The organism is Brevibacillus sp. AG162 (assembly GCF_006715575.1).
GTDB classification, from domain to species: domain Bacteria; phylum Bacillota; class Bacilli; order Brevibacillales; family Brevibacillaceae; genus Brevibacillus; species Brevibacillus brevis.
In genome coordinates, this window is the sequence record NZ_VFNO01000002.1 from 637577 (window position 1) to 658874 (window position 21298).

Sequence of the window (21298 nt, forward strand, 5' to 3'; positions counted from 1 at the left end):
TTTTTATTCTAGCAGACCTTTTCCTCGTATGATCATTTCAGCAAGTACAATACAGCAAGAATTACGAGGAGGAATGAATAATGAAGAAGGTGGTTTCTGTATTCATGAGCGCTATTCTTATGGCAATACCGGTCACCCCTGCTTTTGCTCTAACGAATCCTGATACTGTAGAAGAAAAGGCACAGGAGCAGGCTTCAAAGATCGTATCCGAATATGGTGCAAGTGGATTGCAATATGCAATTAGGGATCATGGATCCATTGTCTTATCAGGCAGTGCTGGTGTATACGATAAAGCGACCAAAAGTCCGATCACCGAAGACACGATGTTTGGAATCGGCTCGGTAAGTAAAATGTACGTGACTGCTGCAACGATGATGCTGGCTGATTCTAAAAAAATTGATATTGATAAGCCGCTAACCACGTATATCAAGGACTTTAAAATGGCAGATAAACGATATGAACAGATTACGCCACGTATGTTGATGAATCATTCTTCAGGAATTTACGGTAGTCAATATGGGAATAGTTTTTTATTTGATGATAATGATACGAAAAATCATGATGAATTATTGGTAAGATTACAATCCGAAAGCTTAAAGTCAACCCCCGGCGAGTTTTCGGTATATTGCAATGATGGTTTTCAGCTGCTTGAAATATTGATTGAACGAGTGAGCGGTTTAAGTTATAGCGAATTTCTTGAAACCTATATTTCTGATCCTCTTCAATTGACCTCTACCAAAACACCACTTGATTCTTTTGATAGAGACAGGCTCATAAAAACTTATTTTCCTGGGTTGGATCAAGCTTTACCCGTTGAGAATATCAATATCATAGGGACAGGTGGTCTTTACTCCACGGCTGAAGAAGTAACTGAATTCGGTGAAGTATTAATCGGGAATCGAACGGATATTTTATCTGAGAAGTCAGCAAAGGCTATGCAAAGTCATGAGTATAGAAAAGGTGTGTGGGTTCCTGAAGAGACGAACTCGATTAACTATGGTCTTGGCTGGGATGCTGTCCGTTTAGCACCGTTTAGTGATTACGGAATAACAGCATTATTTAAAGGTGGAGATACGATTATGTATCACGCTGCTTTGGTTACCTTACCCGAACATGATATTACGATTGCTGTGCTTTCATCGGGAGGCAGTGGTACCTATAATAGTTCATTTGCATCGAATATTTTATTGGAATATCTAAGAGCCAAAGGCATCATTAAAAAAATTCTACCTGAAAAAACATTTGAACCTCCAGTGAAAGTGGACATGCCATCCGATATGCTTGCATACTCTGGGTTATACGGTAGTGTAGGTAAAACGGTAAAACTAGAGATAAAGAACGGAGAGATTCATTTACCTGATCTAGCATATGGAGGGGTACCGCCTCAAAAATATGTATATACCGGCAATGGACAGTTCAAAAACAACGATGGGAATGCAACGATAAGCTTTGACCGAGCGAAGAATGGAAAAACCTATTTAAAACTTAACGCATATATAAATACTCCAGGATTAGGTCAATCGTTTTCGGTAACCTATGAATTTCAAAAGTTAGCTTCCAATCCACTAAAAAATTCAATAAAAACGGTATGGGAACATAGAAATGGAAAAAAATACTACGCTTTAGATGAAAAGATCACTTCAGTGTTGTATCTAAACAATGCGCTTGTGACCAAAGATATATCAGTTGATATCAGCCATGGATACGCTTCAGGCACTAAAATTGTTGACAAGAATAAAGCAGTAAATGTAATTCAAATCCCTGTTGCAAACGGAAGAGACGCTTTTGATTTGAATTTCTATCACAAGAACCAAAAAGAGTATGTAAAGATCAATGGATTATCCTATATCAGTGAAGATGCTATTCCAACCTTTAATGATGGGAAAGATTCATTATGCGTCATACCATCAGATGGTAAGGCTAGATGGTATAAAATCGATGCAAAATCAGCCAACCGAGTTATGAACGTTGAGACTCCGGTAAGCGGCGGATTCGCCGTTTATGACAAGAATGGAATGACTGTGAACTTTTCAAAGGCAAGTAACAATCATTCGGTAGTACTGCCTGAAAGTGGGATGATCGTTTTTGGTGGGAATGCGGGTGATGTATTTAAAATTAAATTTGATTAATAGATAGATGTAAGCATAAAGTCCGCATTACCAGTGAGCTTTTTGATTTTGTCCAATGTTCGATTCCCTAGATAAAAAAAGATAGTAGGGATATTCAATCCTTACTATCTTTTTTATGAGTTGTAAAGCTCCTTCAAGGTTTTTTCTTTCTTATTCTTTATCATTCAACGTAACGCCGTTTATTTTCAAATGAGCGCGAAACATTTCCAGCATCGAAGGCATCGCCTCTTTTTCTGGCCATGAATCCGTTTTCCACAAGCCTGCTTGTTTAAATGCGCGCGGGCAATGGAGGAAGCATTCCTCTACCTTCACAATCACGCCCATGCCGCTTGTTTTGCCCTTCCATTCTTGTGCAGCGAGCAGCTCTGCATCTTTCGTAATGCGGGCTGATCCGTTAATACGCAACACTTCTTCCAGACCAGGAATCAGGAAAATCATCCCCACCTGTGGATTGGCAATGATATTCAGCAAAGAGTCGACTCGTCTGTTCCCCATTCGCTCTGGAAAAATAATATGGTGATCATCCAGTACTTTAACGAAGCCCGGCTCGTCGCCTCTCGGGGAAACGTCACATCTGCCTGAAGCATCTGCTGTAGACAAGAAAAACAAGGGTGACATGGACACGTAATGGATCACATGCGACTCAACCTGCGCGATGCTTTTTTTCACAACCGCCTCGTGCGGTTCTCCTACCAGGCTTTTTAGTTCTTCTGCACTGGTGATGAGATCTTTCACTTCTAACGGATTCCACATAGGTTCTACTCTCCTCTCTCTATGTATATCCTTGCCTTCCATCATAAGTCCCTTGTGATCGCAAAATCAATACGAGAAAAAAGAGGATGCCTGAATCGCATCCCCTTGTTTTGCCTTACACCATAACTTTGCAAATGTCGTTCGTAAACTCTACCGGGTCTTGAATCGGCAAGCCTTCGATCAAGAGAGCCTGATTGTACAGGAGGGCCGTATACAGATTGACCTTTTCCTTGTCCGTGTCAAATGCACCCTTCAACGACTGGAACACCGCGTGGTTCACATTGATCTCCAGTACCTTGTCTGCCTTCACATTCGGATTGTTCGGCATCGCATTCAAGATTTTTTCCATTTCGATCGTGACTTCACCCTCTGTCGACAAGCAGACAGGGTGTGACTTCAAGCGCTTGGAGGCTTTGACAGCTTTGACTTTTCCTTCGAGCAGCGATGCCATATAGTCGAACAGTTCTTTGTTGTTTTCGTTTTCTGCTTCGGCTGCTTTTTCTTCTTCACCCGGTTCGATTCCCAAATCACCGCTCGATACAGATTTGAATTCCTTTTCCTTGTAATTCATCATCATTTTGATCGCGAACTCATCGACGTCATCTGTGAAGTACAGGATTTCGTAACCTTTCTCGGATACGAGCTCTGTTTGCGGCAGCTTTTCAATTCGCTCGATCGACTCCCCGGATGCGTAGTAGATGTACTTCTGATCTTCTGGCATTCTCTCTACGTACTCTTCTAGCGTCACCAGCTTTTTCTCTTTGGAAGAGTAGAACATCAACAGGTCTTGCAGTGTTTCTTTATGTGTTCCGTAGTCGCTGTACATGCCGTATTTCAGCTGTCTGCCAAATGACTTGTAGAACAGCTCGTATTTCTCACGCTCTGTTTTCAGCAAGCTTTGCAGCTGGCTTTTGATTTTGCTCGTGATGTTTTTCGCAATCAGCTTCAATTGACGGTCATGCTGCAGCATCTCACGGGAAATGTTGAGCGACAGGCTCTCGGAGTCAACCATCCCTTTCACAAAGCTGAAGTAGTCTGGAAGCAGGTCCGCGCATTTGTTCATGATCAGTACACCGTTCGCATACAGCTCCAGACCTTTTTCGTACTCCTTCGAGTAGTAATCAAACGGCATGCTCTCCGGGATGTACAAAATCGCCTGATAAACAACGGCTCCATCTGCACTGATGTGGATGTGCTTAAGCGGCTTGTCGAAGCCGTAATGCTTGCTCGCATAAAACTGTTCGTAATCCTCAGTCGTCAGCTCGCTTTTATTTTTTCGCCAAATCGGAACCATGCTGTTCACGATTTGTTCTTCCGTCACTTGTTCGTACTCGTTTTCGCTGCCCTCTTTTGGCTTATGCTGCGTAACGTCCATTTTGATTGGGTAACGAATGAAGTCAGAGTACTTTTTGATGATCGCTTTTAAACGGTACTCCTCCAAAAACTCGTCGTAGTTCTCTTCTTCTGTATTCTCCTTGATTTCGAGAATAATCTCGGTCCCGACGAAATCTTTTGGATAAGGCTCAATCGTGTAGCCATCCGCACCGCTGGATTCCCATTTGTACCCAGTGTCGCTGCCCAGTGCTTTACTGATGACTGTAACCTTGTCGGCAACCATGAAAGCCGAGTAGAAACCTACCCCGAATTGACCGATGATGTTATAGCCATCCTTTGCGTCGTTTTCTTTCTTGAACGCCAAAGACCCGCTTTTCGCGATGACACCCAGATTATTTTCCAACTCATCCTGCGTCATGCCGATCCCGGTATCTGTCAGGGTCAGTGTTCTGGTGTCTTTGTTAACGGCTACTTTGATGTAATAGTTCTCTTTATCAAACACCAATTGATCATCGACGAGCGATTTGTAGTAAATTTTGTCAATCGCGTCACTCGAGTTGGAAATCAGCTCGCGCAAAAAGATTTCCTTTTGTGTGTAAATAGAATGGATCATCATTTCCAAGAGGCGTGTAGATTCTGCTTGAAACTGCTTTTTTTCCATGAAATACCCACCTTTCCGGACTTCTTATGTATTCCTTTTTCGATGTTAGCACTCTCACCTCGCGAGTGCTATTCACTATTTTTATAACAGTCCTAGATTTTTCTGTCAATATAAACCAGCCATAAAGAATAATCCGCTAAAAAAAGTGAACAAGCCAGTCTGTGTGTCCATCTGTGACAAGGCAATGCCGCTCCCTCCTACCGTTACGAACCACAAGAGCGAAGAAGAAACCCTCGGGGCCATCGCCCAAGGGTCTCCATTTGCTTGCTTCTTATTATTTCACCGGAATATAGCCCGTTTTTTCTACCAATTCTTGTCCCTGCGGAGACAAAATCCATTCGATCAGTTTCTCTGCATTCGGATTGTCCGTTCCAGCCGTCACTGCGTAAAACTCGGCCGCAAACGGATACGCTCTGTTTTTTATCGTTTCCTTATTAGGCGATACCCCATCAATCGCGAGCAAACGAATGTTACCGTTTCGCACCATCTCAGTGGCATAAAACAAGAACGAGTAACCGATGGCATTCGAATAATTTTTGTAGTTGGCTGTTTGCTCGATGATTCCACCCATCCCCGTTACCACGTCCTCTTGTGGCGCGGTCATGAGCTCTTTATCTCCCATGATCTTCTGCAGCATCGTCTGACTCCCGCTATTTTCTGGACGCTGAAAGGCACGGATGAGCTCATAGCCGCCCCCGACTTCATCCCAGGAAATGACGTCTCCCGCATAGATGTCGCGAATCTGCTGGGTAGTGAGTCCTTGAACAGGATTCTCTGTATTGACAAAAAAGACAAAGGCTTCCCTACCGATTGGTGTCAGCTTAAGCTCCACGCCTTTTTCTTTTGCTGCTAGGAGCTGTTCCTCGGAAGGACCTGCTGCAAAGATGACATCGACTTTGCCATCCAGTAAGTTTTCGTACGCTTTTGGCGTCTTGCTTACCATGACTTCGCTGTCGTAAAGGTCGTAATCTTTCTCGGGATAAACAGCCTGCACAAAGGAAGCGTAAAGAGGATACAAAGCGGTCGCCCCATCTATTTTGGGCAAATCAGACTGCAACGACATTGTCGCAGGTTGATCAAGTTTATGAACCTTGGAGTTTGTGCCGAACGGTTTATATTGTTCCAGATCGACCTCTGCCTCACTGACCACAGGAATGCTGTTATGGTAATAGCTGCTGATCTCATATCCCGCAACTGGCAGCGTACAAAAGAGAAAATAGACAAAGAGGGCTCGGTTCCATAACCGACTCTTTTGCGGGGCGAACATTTGGCCGATGATGTAGATGATAAAAACGAACGTCGTGACAGCAACGAGAAGGCAATAAACTCTTCCCTGGGCGTTCAGAGCAGTCATCACCATCGCCACGACTCCGATCACCGTGATGATCGCACCCAAAACAATACAGCCGAAGATTTTTCCTACCAATTCTTTGTTCATTCTTTCTCCTCCCAATTCTCCTACCGCTATTATAAATGATTGGAAGAGATTAGGAAGGAGAAGCATACCAAACGAGCCAATTTACTCGACACCTAACCATTCCTTGTATTCTTTTGCCCATTTTTGCAAGTCATTGAAAAACAGGCTGGCGTGATATCCATCACAAACCGCATGATGGACTTGCAAAGAAACAGGCAATAACGTTTTGCCTTCTTGCTCGAAATACTTTCCACTTGTAATGATTGGCAGCAAATACCGCCCATCTCCCGAAATATTCAGATTAAATCCACTGAAGCTAACCCAGGGAATACACGAGACAGGGAAAGTATAAGGCGGTTCCGGTTCTTTCGCCACAAGACCTTTATTGTCCCCGTACTTTTTCATATCCGCTACGTAATTTTGATAAAACACAGGGAACTCGTCAGCGAATTCCGTCCACATCGTAGAAAAAGTTTGATCGTCCTGGTGAAAAAAAGTATAGCTGGGTATCATGCTCTCCCAATAGCCCAACTCGCCGTCTGCATGAAAGGAAGTCCGAAATTCGCGATGCGCATTGACAACGTTTGTCACCATATACAGAAAAGCCGGGTACAGCTTCATCCCCTTTTGCCGTAGGGCAGGGAGCAATTCCGTTATATCAATGTTGGCCGTCATACTGAAGGTGCAATTTACTCGGTTCAGATAATGCTCGAAATAAGACTTTCTGCTCCAATTATCTAGATCAATTCGCTGAAATTTCATTGGATATCCCTCCTAAAATCTAAAGCTACTGATTTTAGGAGGTGATTTTGCGTGTCCTTTTCATAACACCATCCCCTTCTCCAATCCTGCCTTACCCCTCCAGCATACCACTTGCTTCTCTTTCTGACATCAGCCTGTGTATAGCTGCCATGTTTAAACAGAAATAGGGAAGGGAACGACCGTCGTGACAGCCATAAGAAGAGTACCGCTTATTCAAGAGGCAAAGTTATTTTAAATAGAGTCGTATACCGTTGATTCCTTTCCAAATGAATGGTCCCCTGATGTAACGTTATAATTTTTCTACAAATGGCTAGACCGAGTCCGGTGCTATCTTTCACAGGATTACTCCCTTTTATGAACTCTTCAAAAATGTGTTCCCTAACATTCTCTTGAACACCTGTACCGTTGTCACCTAACCACAGAACAACGCCAGCTTCTATTTTCTCGCATGAAACGAATAGCTGCGTTCCCGGCGGATTATGTTTTAGTGAGTTACCGATCAAATTCGTAATAACGCGGTTCATATGCATTTTGTCGAACACGACAAACAGCGGCTCCTCTGGAATTTTCACTTCCAACTGAAATCCCCTATCTTCTATTTCCGGATAAAATTCCGCAACAAGCTGCATAAACCACTTACTAATATTCACCTTTTCTTTATCCAGTCTCACATGCTGGTCTTCCAGCTTTGCCAGTTCGAACAAATTTTGAATCAAATGGGCCATATAAGACGATTTGTCGTTAATATATTGAACATACTGACGCCTTTGCTCTTCTTCTAGCTCCGGCCTATCCAGCAACAACTGAGAATACCCGAATACAGAGGTGATCGGTGTTTTCAGATCATGAGACAAATGCAGCAGCATGTTTCTTTTGTTGTTCGCTACCGCTTCTTTCTCTGCAGAGGTCTGCTGTAGTCGTTCTGCCATTCCGTTAAACGCTTCCCGGATTTCTGCAAATTCCATCTCAGCCGAAAATCTAAGTCTCTTTTGATAATTGAAGCCTTCCATTTCTTTAATGCCCTCTACAATTTGCCGGAGAGGCTTCTTCATCTGCAAGACGGAGTACCGGGTGTAGAAATAAAGGGCGATGAACAACAGAACGGCAAACAACGCTATAAAGATTCCAAGCGCCACTGATATATTTTCCAACCGCTGAGGAATTTTCCATAACAGAACATAGTTCTCACCCTCTGGCCCTTGCGCTTGATAGGCATGGTAGAAAGTTGAATCATCATTTCGCAGTATGTCCACTTTAGCGTACAGCGTTCCATCGCTATATGTCATGATATTGTCTTCCTTGTTGCCTTTTACATAGATGACTTTCCCAGATTCATTCACGATCTCGAACCAGCCGCCGTACTCGTCTAACAACCGACCATCAATCTTTTCAAATGGGTACTGGTATATTTTACTGCCATCCACTTGGGTCAAATCGGGCGTTTTATCAAAATAGTTGTCCATCAACAGGTCTGTCCCCAAAAGAGCAATCATAATCGTACATAACAACAAACCGCTTATCACAACATAATGCCGAAAAAACAGTTGTTTTAACGGCCGCTTGTCGGGGATGCTCTCATTTTTTTTCAAAACGGTAGCCTAACCCCCTGATCGTAATAAGATGAACTGGCTTTCTTGGGTTATCCTCAATCTTCTCCCTGAGTTTGCTGATATAGACCATGATCAGGTTTTCATCCCCTATGTATTCCTGCCCCCAAACATGCTCGTAAATAGACGCTTTTGTAAAAACTCTCCCCGCATGCTTCATCAGTAAAGACAAAATCTTGAACTCGTACGATGTCACTTCTTTCTGCTGTCCATTTTTGTACAGCTTACAGCTCTTCAAATCGAGCATGACATCGCCAAATTGTATGATTTCATGGTTCTGCTTTTCACCTTTGGAAAATACATCCATTCTTCTGAATAACGCTTGAACTCTGCTGACGACTTCTATGGGGTTAAAAGGCTTCCCCACATAGTCGTCAGCGCCAAGCTGCAGTCCAATAATTTTATCCATATCGTCCGATTTCGCGGACAGAAACAAAAACGGAACCTCGGAAATATGTCGCATCTTTTTTAATAACTCGTATCCATCCATCATCGGCATCATAATATCAGCAATAACCAGATCAATTTGCACGTTTGAGAATACAGTCAGCGCATCCACTCCATTACCTGCTTCATAAGTAGCAAACCCGTAATTTTTCAAATAAATACTGAGTAGTTCACGAATTTGTGCTTCATCGTCGATGATCAGTATCGTTTTGATTGTATTTCCCTCCATCGCCTCATGTCGCAACGAAGCACAAACAAGAAGTCACGGCTTGTTGTACACTAAAATAATTGGTCTGCGAACCGAGATAGTAACGCAGCCGCTTCTTTCCTTACCATCAGTTGCTCTGATTTATAGTCGAAACTGCCATCTCTGCCTTTCACCACTTCTGGTCCGTATAATCCTTTTGCCACTACGAAATGGACTCCCTCTAAAGCCCAAGCATCTGTCCTACCACTCAACTTGGCTTTTTTCGGCTCTGCATGAAGATAGCCAAATGCCATGCGCCATACGATGGTTGCTGCTTCTTGACGCGTCAATGGCTCGTTCGGATAAAATTTGCCATCAGCAGATGCTTTTAGTAAACCTAACTCGTAAGCTGCTTGAATTTCCCGCGCATACTTGTTGCCTGAAAGATCCGTGTAAATCGGTTTATGCTTTGAAGGGGCAATGCCACTCCACTTGATGAACCAGCCAACAAACTCTCCTTTTGTTATCTGTTGTTCGGGCGAAAAGCGATTGTCTCCTTCCCTATCAGCAAAGACACCGATCTGGCTCAGGTGATAGATATAGGACGCATATGGATGGTCATTCTCCACATCCTGATAACGTTGCGGCTCAGGCATTTTTTCTGCCCAACTATCTGATTTTAAATCGTAATAGAAAGCCTGCACATCTCCGTGATCGTTCAGCTTAAAAGCAGCTTTAATACCTTGTTCATCCTGGAATAAGAGTGGCTCCACCTCATATAGGACATGTTCTCCCAGCGGGTCTTTTACAATGAGTTTGCCGCCTTCAGCACGTATACGAGTCGTCCACATCCGGTTTCGCAAATCGCTGTATGTCCCTTCAAACTTCGTGAGTTCTTGTTTCGCTAACGCAAACGCTCCCCTTTTCTGCTCATTTTTCGGGTAGTAATGATCCATAAACGCTTCAATCAAAGGCTTACGAATTTCGAAGTCCTTATTGACTGTAACAAATACTCCCACTTTTTCTTCCGGGATCAACCACATCCCGGTATGGTATCCTTGTAAATCCCCTGCTTTTTCAATAACATAATGTCCATTGTAATTTTGCTGGTTGGCATATTCGAAACCAAGCGCCATGTTATTCAGCTTTGGATGCACGGAAAGATGAGGTCTCTGCATTTCTGCCGCCGTTTCTTCTTCCATAATCGTCGCATTCCCAAGTTTTCCTTTATTGAGATGAGCAATCATGAATGCAGCCATATCAGAACCAGTTGAGAGCATTCCACCATCAGGAAGCTCAGTTGGTACCGTTGCATAAGTCGGGATCGGCTGTCCGATAAGATTATAAGGTACAGCCAACTCTTTGACTATTGATGGTGTAAGTCGAAAATCACTATTTTCCATGCCAAGCGGCTTAAAGATGCGTTCCTGCACGTATTCTCCAAATGGTTTTCCTGCTACTTGTTCTACAACATAACCTTGAATGGTGAAGCCGAGGTTGTCATATCTGTAAAACTCTCCTGGCTTGCGAATGACATTTGGGAGATTGTCCATAACGTATTTCTTTAAAGAAACCTCCCGTTTCAAGTCGGTTGTTGAAGAGTCAGAAGTGTCTCCATAGTCAAATCCAGTGGCGTTCATTAACAGATGTTCCATTGTTAGAGGAGTGCCTGTCTTATTCGGAATCCGGGCACCCCCCATATATGCGGATACATCTTTGTTCAAATCTATTTTCCCTTGCTCCGCCAACTGCATAACGGCTGTAGCTGTAATAACCTTGGATACTGACGCTACACGGAATACGGTGCGATCAGGATCGACCGGAATCTTCTTCTCTACATCCGCATATCCATACCCTTTTTTAAAAAGGACCTTGTCTCCTTTTACAACGACAAACGCAGCTCCTGCCATGGTGTTCTTAATTTCAGACCGGTTAAAAAATTCATCTGCAAATTGCTCTACCTCTCTCGGATCATCCGGCCCAGATACAGAAGATGCGAACACTTTGGTTGGAGAAACAACTCCGCTTACAAGGCTGACGCTCATAGTAGTTACAAGTACAGTCGCCATTAATGTCTGTAACTTCGAAAACATTTTCATAAGATTGCTCCTCTCCATTCCCCTTATTTCCTTCTCTAGAAGAGTAAACGACCAATCTTAATCGCATTTCTATACAACCTTAATAGAACATGAATTTTTTGCTTGTTCATGCAAAAACCCCTGATTTCTCAGGGGCACGATTCTCTATTCTGTCGATATCTGTCTCCTATCCATATACAGCACATTCCACCGATGACCATCCAAATCAGCGAAGCCCGCCCCGTACATCCCCGGACCATGCTCCCGAGGCTCACTGAAAACAGTGCCCCCAGCGTCTACCACCTTACCCACCAATTCATCCACTTCTTCTCTGCTCTCGGCATCGATCGAAAACAATACTTCCGTTCCGCGCTTCGTATCTGCCAGCTCATTTTGCGTAAACGATTGGAAGGCTGCCTCCGGGAAAAGCAGCACCAGGAGGTTTTTCTCACCAATCAACAGGCCCGCTACATCCTTGCTGTTCTCATGGCGAGGATGAAAAGAGAATCCAAGTGCGGCAAAAAACGATTTGGACTTTTCGAGGTCTTTGACGGGCAAATTGATCCAAAGCTCTTTTGTCACGGGAAGTTCTCCTTTGCGTTTTGGGTGGATGATACTCTTGCTATTTTTCCTTAAACTATCCATTCATATTATTGCGATATTGACACTCGGAATTAGAACCGATAAAGTATTGGATAAACTTGGTTGTACAAGCGCGAAAATTCAAAAAATAGTAACGAGGTGGGCACATGGCAAATGACTTGATTCAAGCAATTACCCTGTTAAAACAAAAAGAATGGGTAGATCTCACGCACACATTCGGTCCGGAGTCTCCACACTTCCACGCCTTTGACGCCGCCGAATTCCAGACGCTGTTCACACATGACGACGGCTTCTTTGCCCAGCGCTTCTCTTTTCCTGGACAGTACGGTACGCACTTGGATGCACCGATTCACTTTGTGCGCAACAAGCGTTATCTGGACGAGATCGAACTGAAAGAACTCGTATTGCCGCTTGTCGTCATCGACAAATCAAAAGAGGCTGAAGCCAACAACGACTATTCGCTAACCGTGGAAGACATCTTGCATTTTGAAACCGAGCATGGTCAAATCGAGAGCGGCTCCTTCGTCGCCTTGCGCACAGATTGGAGCAAGCGCTGGCCAGATGTGGAAGCCTTCAACAACAAGGATGCAGATGGCAACAACCACGCTCCTGGCTGGTCATTGGAGGCTTTGAAATTTTTGTTCGAGGAAAGACAAATCAAAGCAGTCGGTCACGAAACCTTCGATACGGATGCGACGATCGATTACCGAAAAAATGGAGCGCTTTTGGGTGAATATTACGTACTCGATCAAGACACCTATCAAGTAGAGCTGCTCAAAAATCTCGATAAGCTCCCGGCAAAAGGTGCTGTCATTGTAAACATTACGCCAAAGCCTGAAAAAGCCTCCGGGTTTCCTGTTCGTTCGTTTGCCATATTGCCTTAAAGCCAAAGCCGAGTAAACGCCAGGCATCATCACCGATCACCTGGCTTTCACTCGGCTTTTCATCTGAAAATGCTCTACGTATCCAATGAGGATTTACGGATAACCGCCACACTGGACTCCCTTACAATCAGCCGCGGCTCGAACTGTACGCGCTCGTACGCTCCTGCCCCCTGCTCTCGAATCCGTTTCAGCAAAAGCTCAGTCGCCAGCCGCGCCACCTCTTCCCCCATGATCGAAACAGAACTGATCTGCGGAGTCGTAATCGTCGTCCACACATTGTTGTCAATTCCTACGACCGCGACATCTTCTGGCACGCGAACGCCGAGCTCCTTGAACCGATTCACGATCCCGATTGCCACCATGTCATTGACCGCATAGATGGCGTCCGGCATGTTTTTTAGGCTAAAAAAGTAATCCGCAGCACGAAGGCCCGTCTCAAACGAGAAGTCCTCGCCAAAATACACCAGCGAAGGATCGACGTGCTGAAGCGACGCCTCATAGGCAAAATACCGCTCCTCGATCTTGTCCTTCGGCGCACCTGCATAAGCGATTCGCGTGCGGCCAATTTTGATCAGATGCTCCATGACGAGCCGGCCTTCCTGACGGGCCATGCTGACTACATCTGCTTTCACATTGTCTTCGAGCTTTTTCCCATAGTTAATAATCGAAACTGGAACACTCGCTTTGTTAATCATCTGGACCAACGTCTTCGGATAGGCGAGCGGCATGATAATCAGCCCGTCTACATGCAGCTTTTTGACCTCACGCACAGTCTCAAGCTCCATTCGGGCATTTCCTGCTGTATTAATTTGTACGACGCGGTAGCCATGCTGCTTGGCCGCTTGCTCGACCGACCAGGCGATATCCGGAATGATCGCATTGCGAATGTCAGGGACAGCCAGTGCGATTTGATAGGTTTGGCGCACCTTTAGACTTTGCGCAGAAGTGTTCGGAATAAAGCCCAACTCGTCGATCACCTGTAAAATCAACGCTTTTGTCTTCGGACTGATTCCCCCGCTGTCATTGATGGCCCTCGATACCGTTGCGATTCCTACGCCCGCCTTCTTCGCTACGTCTTCTATTGTCACTTTATTTTTTGTATCCAACGCCTTGCTTTCCTTTCCATATCGGAATCGTTTTCTATGTTTCCGAGCTAAAATATGTTTTCCTACCGCTATTATAGCATACACAAAACCAATGGTAACGAGGCGTGAGCAAAACATGGCAGGCAACTTCGCACCTGTTGCACAACACGGATACATCTTCTCAACGTAGCTAGAATCAACATCCTCTCCTCAACCGATTGCACACCACCCCCAACTCTTGCCTAGGAAATCAAATTGACAAGATGCCAAACTTATGAAATATTATTTTTCGGAAACGTTTCCTATTTTACTTGCTGAATTTCATATAGAAACCAAATCGAACGAGGAGATGGCAGATATGAAAGCGTTACGTTGGCACGGTTTGAAAGACCTCCGATTGGAAACCATTTCGGAACCGATTGCGTCCAAAGGTAAAGTGAAAATCAGAGTCGAGTGGTGCGGGATTTGCGGAAGCGACTTGCACGAATACGTTGCTGGCCCGATCTTCATCCCACAGGGAGCTGAACATCCGCTTACAGGCGAAAAAGCCCCGATCGTAATGGGGCATGAATTTTCCGGACAAGTGGTGGAAATCGGGGAAGGCGTAACCACTATCAAGGTTGGCGATCGCGTCGTCGTCGAGCCGGTTTTCGCTTGCGGAACCTGCGCTGCGTGCAGACAAGGCAAATACAATCTTTGTGAAAAAATGGGCTTCCTCGGTCTGGCCGGCGGTGGCGGCGGCTTCTCGGAATACGTGGCTTGCGATGAACACATGGTCCACAAAATCCCAGACAGTCTCTCTTATGAGCAAGGGGCTCTTGTGGAGCCATCTGCCGTAGCCCTTTATGCAGTCCGTTCAAGTCAGTTGAAAGCTGGCGACAAAGCTGTCGTATTCGGTGCCGGTCCTATCGGCTTGCTTGTCATTGAAGCACTGAAAGCAGCAGGTGCTGCTGAGATTTATGCTGTGGAGCTGTCCCCCGAACGCAAAAACAAGGCAGCTGAGCTGGGCGCCATCGTCATCGATCCGAAAGAATACGACGTCGTCCAGGAAATTCACAAACGGACAAATGGCGGCGCAGATATCGCCTTTGAAGTCACAGGCGTGCCTCCTGTCCTCACGCAAGCCATCGAATCTACCAAAATCGCTGGACAAATCATGATCGTCAGCATCTTCGAAAGAGAAGCACCAATCAAGCCAAATCACATCGTCATGAAAGAGCGCAACATGACAGGCATCATCGGCTACCGCGACGTATTCCCTGCCGTCATCAGCCTGATGGAAAAGGGCTTCTTCCCGGCAGACAAGCTGGTCACCCAACGCATCAAGCTCGACGAGATCGTGGAGCATGGTTTTGAAGCACTGCTGAAAGAGAAAAACCAAGTGAAAATTCTCGTTAGCCCGAGAGCATAACCGAAAACGATTCCATATTGATTGTGGCTGTTTCCCCACAAAAGGAACTACGCCATTCCCGCTACAAAAAACGGAGGGAAAGCAGGAGTGATTCCTGTTTTCCGCTCCGTCTTTTTTCTACTAATTAACCTTGCTGCCTGGGTGGAGCCAACGCGATCTCGCGAATGTTAAGGCCACTCGCTCATCCGCTTGCTCTGCGAAGAGAAGGAAGTGTAATTACGCTTCCTTTTCTTGTGTATGCTTCAAAATCGCTTCGATGACGACCTCCCAATCCCCATGAGAAAGCTCATGCCCTGTCCCTTCCAACGTGAGCAAGACTGCTCCCGGAATGGTGTTCGCAAGATGTAATGCATGCGCGAAAGGGATAAGCAAGTCTTCTGTACCGTGAATCACGAGAGCTGGCACAGCGATTTCCGCTGTCCGCAACAAGTACGGTTCACTGGCCGTCACAAAGGCGTGGTTGAACTTACTTGCATAATGGTTACTTCTGGCGATATCGATTTGGGCCAATTCACGGACGCGCTGCTCGTCAAAAGGATGCTTGGAACCACTGAGAACTTTCCAACTCGCAACCGCCGCCCCTAACGCCTCCTGCTCATCCTCCCAGTTGATCTCCCCCATCTTGCTGAAAAACTCCATCAGCTTCTCATCGATTGGCGGTAGGCCGGGAGCAAAATTCGAGGATGCGTGCAATGTGATCGTTCGAACTCTTTCGGGATGTCGCAAGGCGATGATTTGCGTCAACATTCCGCCCATTGACATCCCGGCGATATGCGCCTGCTGTACGCCGTATGCATCCAGGACATGAATGGCATCATCCGCCATATCTTCAAACGTGTATCCCGGACGGCCAACCTCATAAGTCGTGGAGCGTCCAACATCCCGATTATCAAAACGAATGACAAAGCGTCCAGCGTCGGCTATTCGCTGACAAAATTCTTCCTCCCACCAAAGCATGGACGTTTGAGCTCCCATAATCAGCAAAATCGCCGGATCTGTAGGCTTCCCAAAGCTTTCCGCACATATTTCCACACCGTTCACTTTTAAGATCTGTTCTGCCATTGTATGTTTTCCTCCTCAACGAACTGAAATAAAAAAACACAGGCTAGGCTGCCTGTGCTTACGTCATCGAAAAAGGAAGAAGAAACGAAAACCAAGAACATCAGATACCAGTATCTGATCGTACAGGATTGGTTCCATTCTCTTCGCAGATCATGCAAATAGAGGAGGTCGTCACGCTTGCCTTCCTCACTCTCATTTGCCCATGATTCAATTGGGTTACCGTAGCGGCAATCCATTTTTCGATTCGTATGCACACAACATAGCCTTTTCTCACTATTTCATCGATTGTGTTGTGCGAATAAAGTATCGAAAAATTAATTTGCCACACGTAACCCTCCGTCCCTGATAAGTTGTGACCATCCTACCACATGCTTTTTCATCTGTCAACGATTGGCAGTTTCAATCGTTGTTCGTATCCCTGGCTCCGCAAAAATCGTCTCCACATCTCGGGTATGCCTCAGCTCAACCACTTGATCACATGCCAGCTTGGAAAGAATCTGGTCATGCGTAATAATGACGACCGTTTTGCCTGCCTCGGCCAGCTTTTTCACCCATGCGGCTACCTTTAGCACTCCATCGCCGTCAAGTCCGCTTGTCGGTTCATCCAGCACGATCAGTTCTGCCTCGGAGCAATAAGCGGCTGCCATCGTGACCCGCTGCTTCTCTCCACCGGATAATGACGCAGGATGCCGATCGCGAAGCTCACGCAAACCGAAAGCATCCATCGCTTCATACGCCTTTTCGCGGAGCTCTTCATTCAAAATTTTTCCCAACACGATTTCGTTCCCGACACTGTCTGTGTAGAGCTGGTAGTCCGCATCCTGCATCACCAAATAGCTCACAGCTCGTCTTTTGCTGGCGGACAATTTACGACCTTGGCGGACAATCGTTCCTTTTCGCTCACGAAGAAGACCGCATAAAATTTTGCATAGTGTCGTCTTGCCCGTACCGTTCTCTCCAGTCAACGCTGTTACGCTCCCCTGTGGAAGCGAGATGTTGATATCGGTGATTCCGTCGTTTTTCTTTTTATAAAAATAGCTAAGCCCTCTTCCTTCTACCATGGATTCGGACATCTCTGGCTGCTCACGTTTCTTCGCTGTCTCGGGAAGCGTCATGTCAGGATGACGCAGACCGTACACACGCACGTCATCATGAGACAGCTGGCAAAACTCGTCCTTCGTCCACGTCCGTGCGATTTTGCCATTTTCCATGCAGACAAACAAATCGACAACGGGTAGAAAGGGAGCTAGCCGATGCTCGCTGATGAGCAGAGTGGTACCATTTTGCTTGAGCTTGCTTAAGATTTCAATCAGGTTTTGTGTAGAGGAAGCGTCCAGATTCGCAGTAGGCTCATCCAGCAAGAGAAGTGGCGGTGTCAAAACGGATGCGGCCGCTATAGCCACTCGTTGCTTTTGCCCGCTGGACAGCTTATGTAAAGAGGTATCGAGCAAGTGGGAAATCCCGAGCTGGCTGGCCTGCCTATCCATCCGGTTTCGAATCTCGTCTGGTGCCATGCCGATGTTTTCTGCGGAAAACGCCAGCTCATCCCGGACGGTTTCCATAAAAAATTGGCTGCGGGGGTCTTGAAATACGACACCCATAAGCCGGGTACGTTCCTCGGGCAGCATGCTCGCAGGACTTTTTCCGCCCACGCTTACTTCACCCGTGAGACGTCCGGCATAAAAATTGGGTGCGAGACCATTGACCAGCCTCATAATCGTACTCTTGCCGCAGCCGGACCGCCCACATAGCACGACACACTGTCCAGCTTTTACAGATAAGCTGATATTTTTCACGCCTGTCTCCGTGTCATGTCCTCCCTCTTCCTGACCATAATGAAACGTGACATCGTTCAGCTCAATCACGAAATCATCCCTCCCGTCCAGTAAATTGCCGAGCCGATCAGCGCATACACCCCGACGACGATGCCATCCATGGTCTTGAAGCCAACTGGATAGATAGAGGTCCGCGCGTTTGTGCACTCAATACCGCGGAGCTCAGCAGACGACGCCAGTTCTGACGACAGCTTCAGGCAGCGGACGACCAACGGCATAAAAAAACATTCGTAGGCCATGGCCGGATGCTTATATACACTGTACCAATGCGGAAAAATCCCTCTGCCGCGGATACCGTCACGAATCGCTTTCATTTCCAAAATGACTACAGGGAAAAAACGGATCAAAATACAAATCATCACCAAAATCGGTTTGGGGACATACATCTTCTCAAAGGCACTCATGATACTGCCAGGAGGCGTATAGATCAGAACCGTGCCGATCATGATGACAGGCATCATTCTCACCATCGTGTAGACAATGAGCTTCATCGTTCCTAATGCCAACGCATTCGGCATGAAAAACACAAAAGCCATGCACACGCAATAGAACACGACCAGTTGAAACGCCTTTCTGGACAGGTGATTCCATACCAAGTACACTACACTTAGTGCCACCAGTAAATGCACCTGCATATCATCACGAACGGTCATGGCCAAGATACTCGCTATTACCAGCACCAACAGATGCGTTCTAGGACCGAGACGTCTCGTACGAGCTGTTTCTTTTTTATATGCTTCTTCCTTCATTCGATAGACACCCCTACAACCAAGATCACACACAACCTTATTAAGAGGACAAAGAGCACATAGCATTCCCCCTTACAAATCGTAATGATAATGATGATCATAATCTCTAGCAATACGACAGGTAGACATACGTCTTTTCGTGGTATGTTTTCGTCCGATCACGGCATGGGTGGTGACTATAATGAAAGATATTTTGACGGAACTACATACGCCGTGTTTAATGCAATGCGGCTTTTATCCTGACGACGACCACGGTCCATACAATCGCGAGGGGGTTTGCTTTTCTGTTTTGCCAGAGAAAGGGCAGGGGAGCTACTGGACTTATACGCGCGACAACCTGTTTTCGATTTCGATCCAAGATTTCGTCTTTTACGAGGATTTGTTTCTGGAGTTCCAGCAACCCAAGTACCTGAGCTTCAATTATTACGATTCCGTCTCTGGAGAAGAATTCAACCCGTATAAACGCTTGGCAAGCGGCTGCATCCGCGTCCATATCGGCTATAACAATATGTATCGGGCCAGGTATCGCAAAAACATTCCCATTCGCTCGACGGCTATTGAAATCATGCCGGAGTATTACGAGGATTATTTGAAAAGCAAATATCCAGTAGAGTATAAGGACCTGCGCTCGTCCTTTATTGCAGTAGATGGGATGACGAATTTCGCGGAGCTTGTTTTCTTGCTCAGACAGATACGGAATTTTCGGGGAACGGGAATTGCCGCAAAGCTGTACTACGAGGGGAAAGTCGCAGAAGCAGTATCACTGATCGTGGAAAAGGCCAAAGCACACAAAAAAACGCATCCAACCAAAAGCATATCTCGGCAGGATTTGGACGGCCTGACAGCTGTGACCGCCTACATTGACGATCACTTCGCCTCCGAAATACACTTGGAGCACCTCGCCCGGATTGCCTGCATGGGACTCACCAAGCTGAAATACACCTTTAAGCAAGTGAACCAATGCACCATTACCGAATATATTCAAAACAAGCGAATGAATCACGCCGAGCAACTGCTTACGAACACCGATTTACACATCAATCAGATTGCGTATATCGTGGGCTACCACAACTCCAGTCGCTTCTCCCAGCTGTTTCGCAAGAGCACCGGGCTGTTGCCCAACGAATACCGGAGATTCACGGTTACAACCAAATAGGATCATGGAAAAAGCTGTAGCCGGAAAGTGGCTACAGCTTCTTTTTGAGTAGTTGTTGATCACGGGGTTCCATCAATAATGAAGTCCGCTCTCTTATGCGGTTCGTGTTGCTCTCGGTACAAATCTTCTGCCACCATCCATTGATTTTCCCATAGATCACGGGCTGCTTCCCCGTCTCGCTCAAGCCCTCTCAACAGCCTCGTGCTTCTTGGTGTCTCGATCCAAATCGTCAGATCGTAATGCGTGGCCAGTTCCCGTCGAATCGCGTATACTCCTTCCACGATTACAATTCCTCCGACCGGAACGGCGTGCCACTCGGCTAATGTGTCCGTCTCCCAATCATACCGTTGATAGCGTCCCGTTTTTTCCTGGAGGAGCGGTTCCAGCACTTGCCTAGCCAGACGCTCCCAATCAAAATCCGCCCCTATCGGTTTGTTAGCGGGCTTTGTGTCGATTCGTTGCGAAGACGGCAAGTAGAAATCATCCATGTGAACAATCGTCACGTCATCGCAAGCCACTTTTATTTTTTCAGCCAAGGTACTTTTCCCAGCGCCTCCACCACCATCGATCCCAATGAGCAGTGTAGCGCTCTTCTTCGAGCTTTGTGCGATTGCGTCTAACAGTTGCTCGAACATCATTTTTCCTCTTTTGCTACAAACAACAGTTTTCGCACACGCTCATCCCGCAGCCACAATCCGCCCCACATCAAAATCGCGAGGTAGACAGCAAACAGCGTATGGGAAAAGAGTGGCGCATCTACACGGATCTGGGTAGCAATGACTCCACCGAAAAATCCAGTCAACAGAAGTGCACCTAAAACTGCTGTCCGTGGTATTGCATACAACACCGTTGATACAAGGGCGAGAATGCCAATCACGCCAATGTGATGCTCCGCATAGCCAAGTACGAGGGTTCCCTCTACAACAGGAGCAGGCTGGATGAGTTTGAATACACCGTCAAAAAGCATAAAAAGAATGACAAGTCCGCTCATAATCCGTGCAATCCACAGACGTGTTTTGGAAATTTGACTCCGCATGGGGGTCCCACCTTTCATTTTTTTCCTAAACAGATCGTAGCACAATCAAAGCGGAGACATTTCTTCTGTATTGCTCATTTGAGGGTCTGTCTTTTTCTAAA

General features: G+C 46.0%; 18 protein-coding genes. 4 read left to right on the forward strand and 14 right to left on the reverse strand.

Annotation, left to right across the window (positions count from 1 at the left end; translation table 11 throughout):
- The first annotated feature begins 80 nt into the window (after positions 1-80).
- Positions 81-2129, forward strand: a complete 2049-nt coding sequence (locus FB479_RS07875; RefSeq protein WP_142063931.1) for a serine hydrolase domain-containing protein — start codon at positions 81-83, stop codon at positions 2127-2129.
- Positions 2130-2279: 150 nt separating this feature from the next.
- Here the strand turns inward: FB479_RS07875 and FB479_RS07880 are convergent, their stop codons facing one another.
- From FB479_RS07880 to FB479_RS07915, 8 genes are all read right to left on the reverse strand, one after another.
- Positions 2280-2882: an MSMEG_1061 family FMN-dependent PPOX-type flavoprotein gene (locus FB479_RS07880; protein ID WP_142063933.1), complete on the reverse strand. Its 603-nt coding sequence runs from the start codon at positions 2880-2882 to the stop codon at positions 2280-2282.
- 115 nt (positions 2883-2997) lie between these two features.
- The gene (htpG, locus tag FB479_RS07885; RefSeq protein WP_106654690.1) at positions 2998-4878 is read right to left on the reverse strand and encodes a molecular chaperone HtpG; all 1881 of its coding nucleotides are present in this window, start codon (positions 4876-4878) and stop codon (positions 2998-3000) included.
- Between the two features lie 274 nt (positions 4879-5152).
- Positions 5153-6316, reverse strand: coding sequence for a PstS family phosphate ABC transporter substrate-binding protein (locus FB479_RS07890; RefSeq protein ID WP_142063936.1), 1164 nt, complete (start codon positions 6314-6316; stop codon positions 5153-5155).
- Positions 6317-6397: 81 nt separating this feature from the next.
- The gene (gene catA / locus FB479_RS07895; RefSeq protein WP_142063939.1) at positions 6398-7057 is read right to left on the reverse strand and encodes a type A chloramphenicol O-acetyltransferase; all 660 of its coding nucleotides are present in this window, start codon (positions 7055-7057) and stop codon (positions 6398-6400) included.
- A gap of 209 nt (positions 7058-7266) precedes the next feature.
- On the reverse strand, positions 7267-8646 hold the full coding sequence (locus FB479_RS07900; protein WP_142063942.1) for a HAMP domain-containing sensor histidine kinase: 1380 nt from the start codon (positions 8644-8646) through the stop codon (positions 7267-7269).
- On the reverse strand, positions 8633-9340 hold the full coding sequence (locus tag FB479_RS07905; RefSeq protein ID WP_174769456.1) for a response regulator transcription factor: 708 nt from the start codon (positions 9338-9340) through the stop codon (positions 8633-8635). The genes FB479_RS07900 and FB479_RS07905 overlap by 14 nt, the downstream gene beginning before the upstream one ends.
- A gap of 50 nt (positions 9341-9390) precedes the next feature.
- Complete coding sequence (locus FB479_RS07910) at positions 9391-11397, reverse strand: serine hydrolase domain-containing protein (protein ID WP_142063945.1); 2007 nt, start codon at positions 11395-11397, stop codon at positions 9391-9393.
- A 144-nt stretch (positions 11398-11541) separates the two neighbouring features.
- Complete coding sequence (locus FB479_RS07915; protein ID WP_142063948.1) at positions 11542-11958, reverse strand: VOC family protein; 417 nt, start codon at positions 11956-11958, stop codon at positions 11542-11544.
- 167 nt (positions 11959-12125) lie between these two features.
- Here FB479_RS07915 and FB479_RS07920 point away from each other — a divergent pair, with 167 nt between their 5' ends.
- On the forward strand, positions 12126-12863 hold the full coding sequence (locus FB479_RS07920) for a cyclase family protein (protein ID WP_106654683.1): 738 nt from the start codon (positions 12126-12128) through the stop codon (positions 12861-12863).
- 74 nt (positions 12864-12937) lie between these two features.
- On the opposite strand, the gene FB479_RS07925 is transcribed toward FB479_RS07920, so the two are convergent.
- On the reverse strand, positions 12938-13969 hold the full coding sequence (locus FB479_RS07925) for a LacI family DNA-binding transcriptional regulator (protein ID WP_106654704.1): 1032 nt from the start codon (positions 13967-13969) through the stop codon (positions 12938-12940).
- A 337-nt stretch (positions 13970-14306) separates the two neighbouring features.
- Between FB479_RS07925 and FB479_RS07930 the strand changes: the two genes are divergently transcribed.
- Positions 14307-15359 (forward strand): 2,3-butanediol dehydrogenase, encoded by a 1053-nt coding sequence (locus FB479_RS07930; RefSeq protein WP_106654703.1) that lies wholly within the window; start codon positions 14307-14309, stop codon positions 15357-15359.
- A gap of 216 nt (positions 15360-15575) precedes the next feature.
- Here the strand turns inward: FB479_RS07930 and mleBRB are convergent, their stop codons facing one another.
- From mleBRB to FB479_RS07945, 3 genes are all read right to left on the reverse strand, one after another.
- A complete protein-coding gene (gene mleBRB / locus FB479_RS07935; RefSeq protein WP_142063950.1) occupies positions 15576-16421 on the reverse strand; it encodes a BRB family alpha/beta fold macrolide esterase in 846 nt (281 codons plus the stop codon).
- Between the two features lie 383 nt (positions 16422-16804).
- The gene (locus tag FB479_RS07940) at positions 16805-18286 is read right to left on the reverse strand and encodes an ABC transporter ATP-binding protein (protein ID WP_142063953.1); all 1482 of its coding nucleotides are present in this window, start codon (positions 18284-18286) and stop codon (positions 16805-16807) included.
- Complete coding sequence (locus FB479_RS07945; protein ID WP_142063955.1) at positions 18283-19005, reverse strand: energy-coupling factor transporter transmembrane component T; 723 nt, start codon at positions 19003-19005, stop codon at positions 18283-18285. The genes FB479_RS07940 and FB479_RS07945 overlap by 4 nt, the downstream gene beginning before the upstream one ends.
- A gap of 181 nt (positions 19006-19186) precedes the next feature.
- On the opposite strand from FB479_RS07945, the gene FB479_RS07950 reads away from it, so the two are divergent.
- Complete coding sequence (locus tag FB479_RS07950; protein ID WP_142063958.1) at positions 19187-20161, forward strand: helix-turn-helix domain-containing protein; 975 nt, start codon at positions 19187-19189, stop codon at positions 20159-20161.
- Between the two features lie 59 nt (positions 20162-20220).
- Here the strand turns inward: FB479_RS07950 and FB479_RS07955 are convergent, their stop codons facing one another.
- Together FB479_RS07955 and FB479_RS07960 are read right to left on the reverse strand one after the other, a co-directional pair.
- Complete coding sequence (locus FB479_RS07955; protein WP_142063961.1) at positions 20221-20799, reverse strand: uridine kinase family protein; 579 nt, start codon at positions 20797-20799, stop codon at positions 20221-20223.
- Positions 20796-21197, reverse strand: coding sequence for a DoxX family protein (locus FB479_RS07960; RefSeq protein WP_142063964.1), 402 nt, complete (start codon positions 21195-21197; stop codon positions 20796-20798). The genes FB479_RS07955 and FB479_RS07960 overlap by 4 nt, the downstream gene beginning before the upstream one ends.
- Between the last annotated feature and the right edge of the window lie 101 nt (positions 21198-21298).

Coding starts and splice junctions, on each gene's coding strand:
- FB479_RS07955 (WP_142063961.1), bottom strand. CDS start 20,799: ATGATGTTCGAGCAACTGTTAGACGCAATCGCACAAAGCTCGAAGAAG.
- FB479_RS07910 (WP_142063945.1), bottom strand. CDS start 11,397: ATGAAAATGTTTTCGAAGTTACAGACATTAATGGCGACTGTACTTGTA.
- FB479_RS07950 (WP_142063958.1), top strand. CDS start 19,187: ATGAAAGATATTTTGACGGAACTACATACGCCGTGTTTAATGCAATGC.
- FB479_RS07875 (WP_142063931.1), top strand. CDS start 81: ATGAAGAAGGTGGTTTCTGTATTCATGAGCGCTATTCTTATGGCAATA.
- htpG (WP_106654690.1), bottom strand. CDS start 4,878: ATGGAAAAAAAGCAGTTTCAAGCAGAATCTACACGCCTCTTGGAAATG.
- FB479_RS07920 (WP_106654683.1), top strand. CDS start 12,126: ATGGCAAATGACTTGATTCAAGCAATTACCCTGTTAAAACAAAAAGAA.
- FB479_RS07905 (WP_174769456.1), bottom strand. CDS start 9,340: ATGGAGGGAAATACAATCAAAACGATACTGATCATCGACGATGAAGCA.
- FB479_RS07960 (WP_142063964.1), bottom strand. CDS start 21,197: ATGCGGAGTCAAATTTCCAAAACACGTCTGTGGATTGCACGGATTATG.
- mleBRB (WP_142063950.1), bottom strand. CDS start 16,421: ATGGCAGAACAGATCTTAAAAGTGAACGGTGTGGAAATATGTGCGGAA.
- catA (WP_142063939.1), bottom strand. CDS start 7,057: ATGAAATTTCAGCGAATTGATCTAGATAATTGGAGCAGAAAGTCTTAT.
- FB479_RS07930 (WP_106654703.1), top strand. CDS start 14,307: ATGAAAGCGTTACGTTGGCACGGTTTGAAAGACCTCCGATTGGAAACC.
- FB479_RS07880 (WP_142063933.1), bottom strand. CDS start 2,882: ATGTGGAATCCGTTAGAAGTGAAAGATCTCATCACCAGTGCAGAAGAA.
- FB479_RS07890 (WP_142063936.1), bottom strand. CDS start 6,316: ATGAACAAAGAATTGGTAGGAAAAATCTTCGGCTGTATTGTTTTGGGT.
- FB479_RS07945 (WP_142063955.1), bottom strand. CDS start 19,005: ATGAAGGAAGAAGCATATAAAAAAGAAACAGCTCGTACGAGACGTCTC.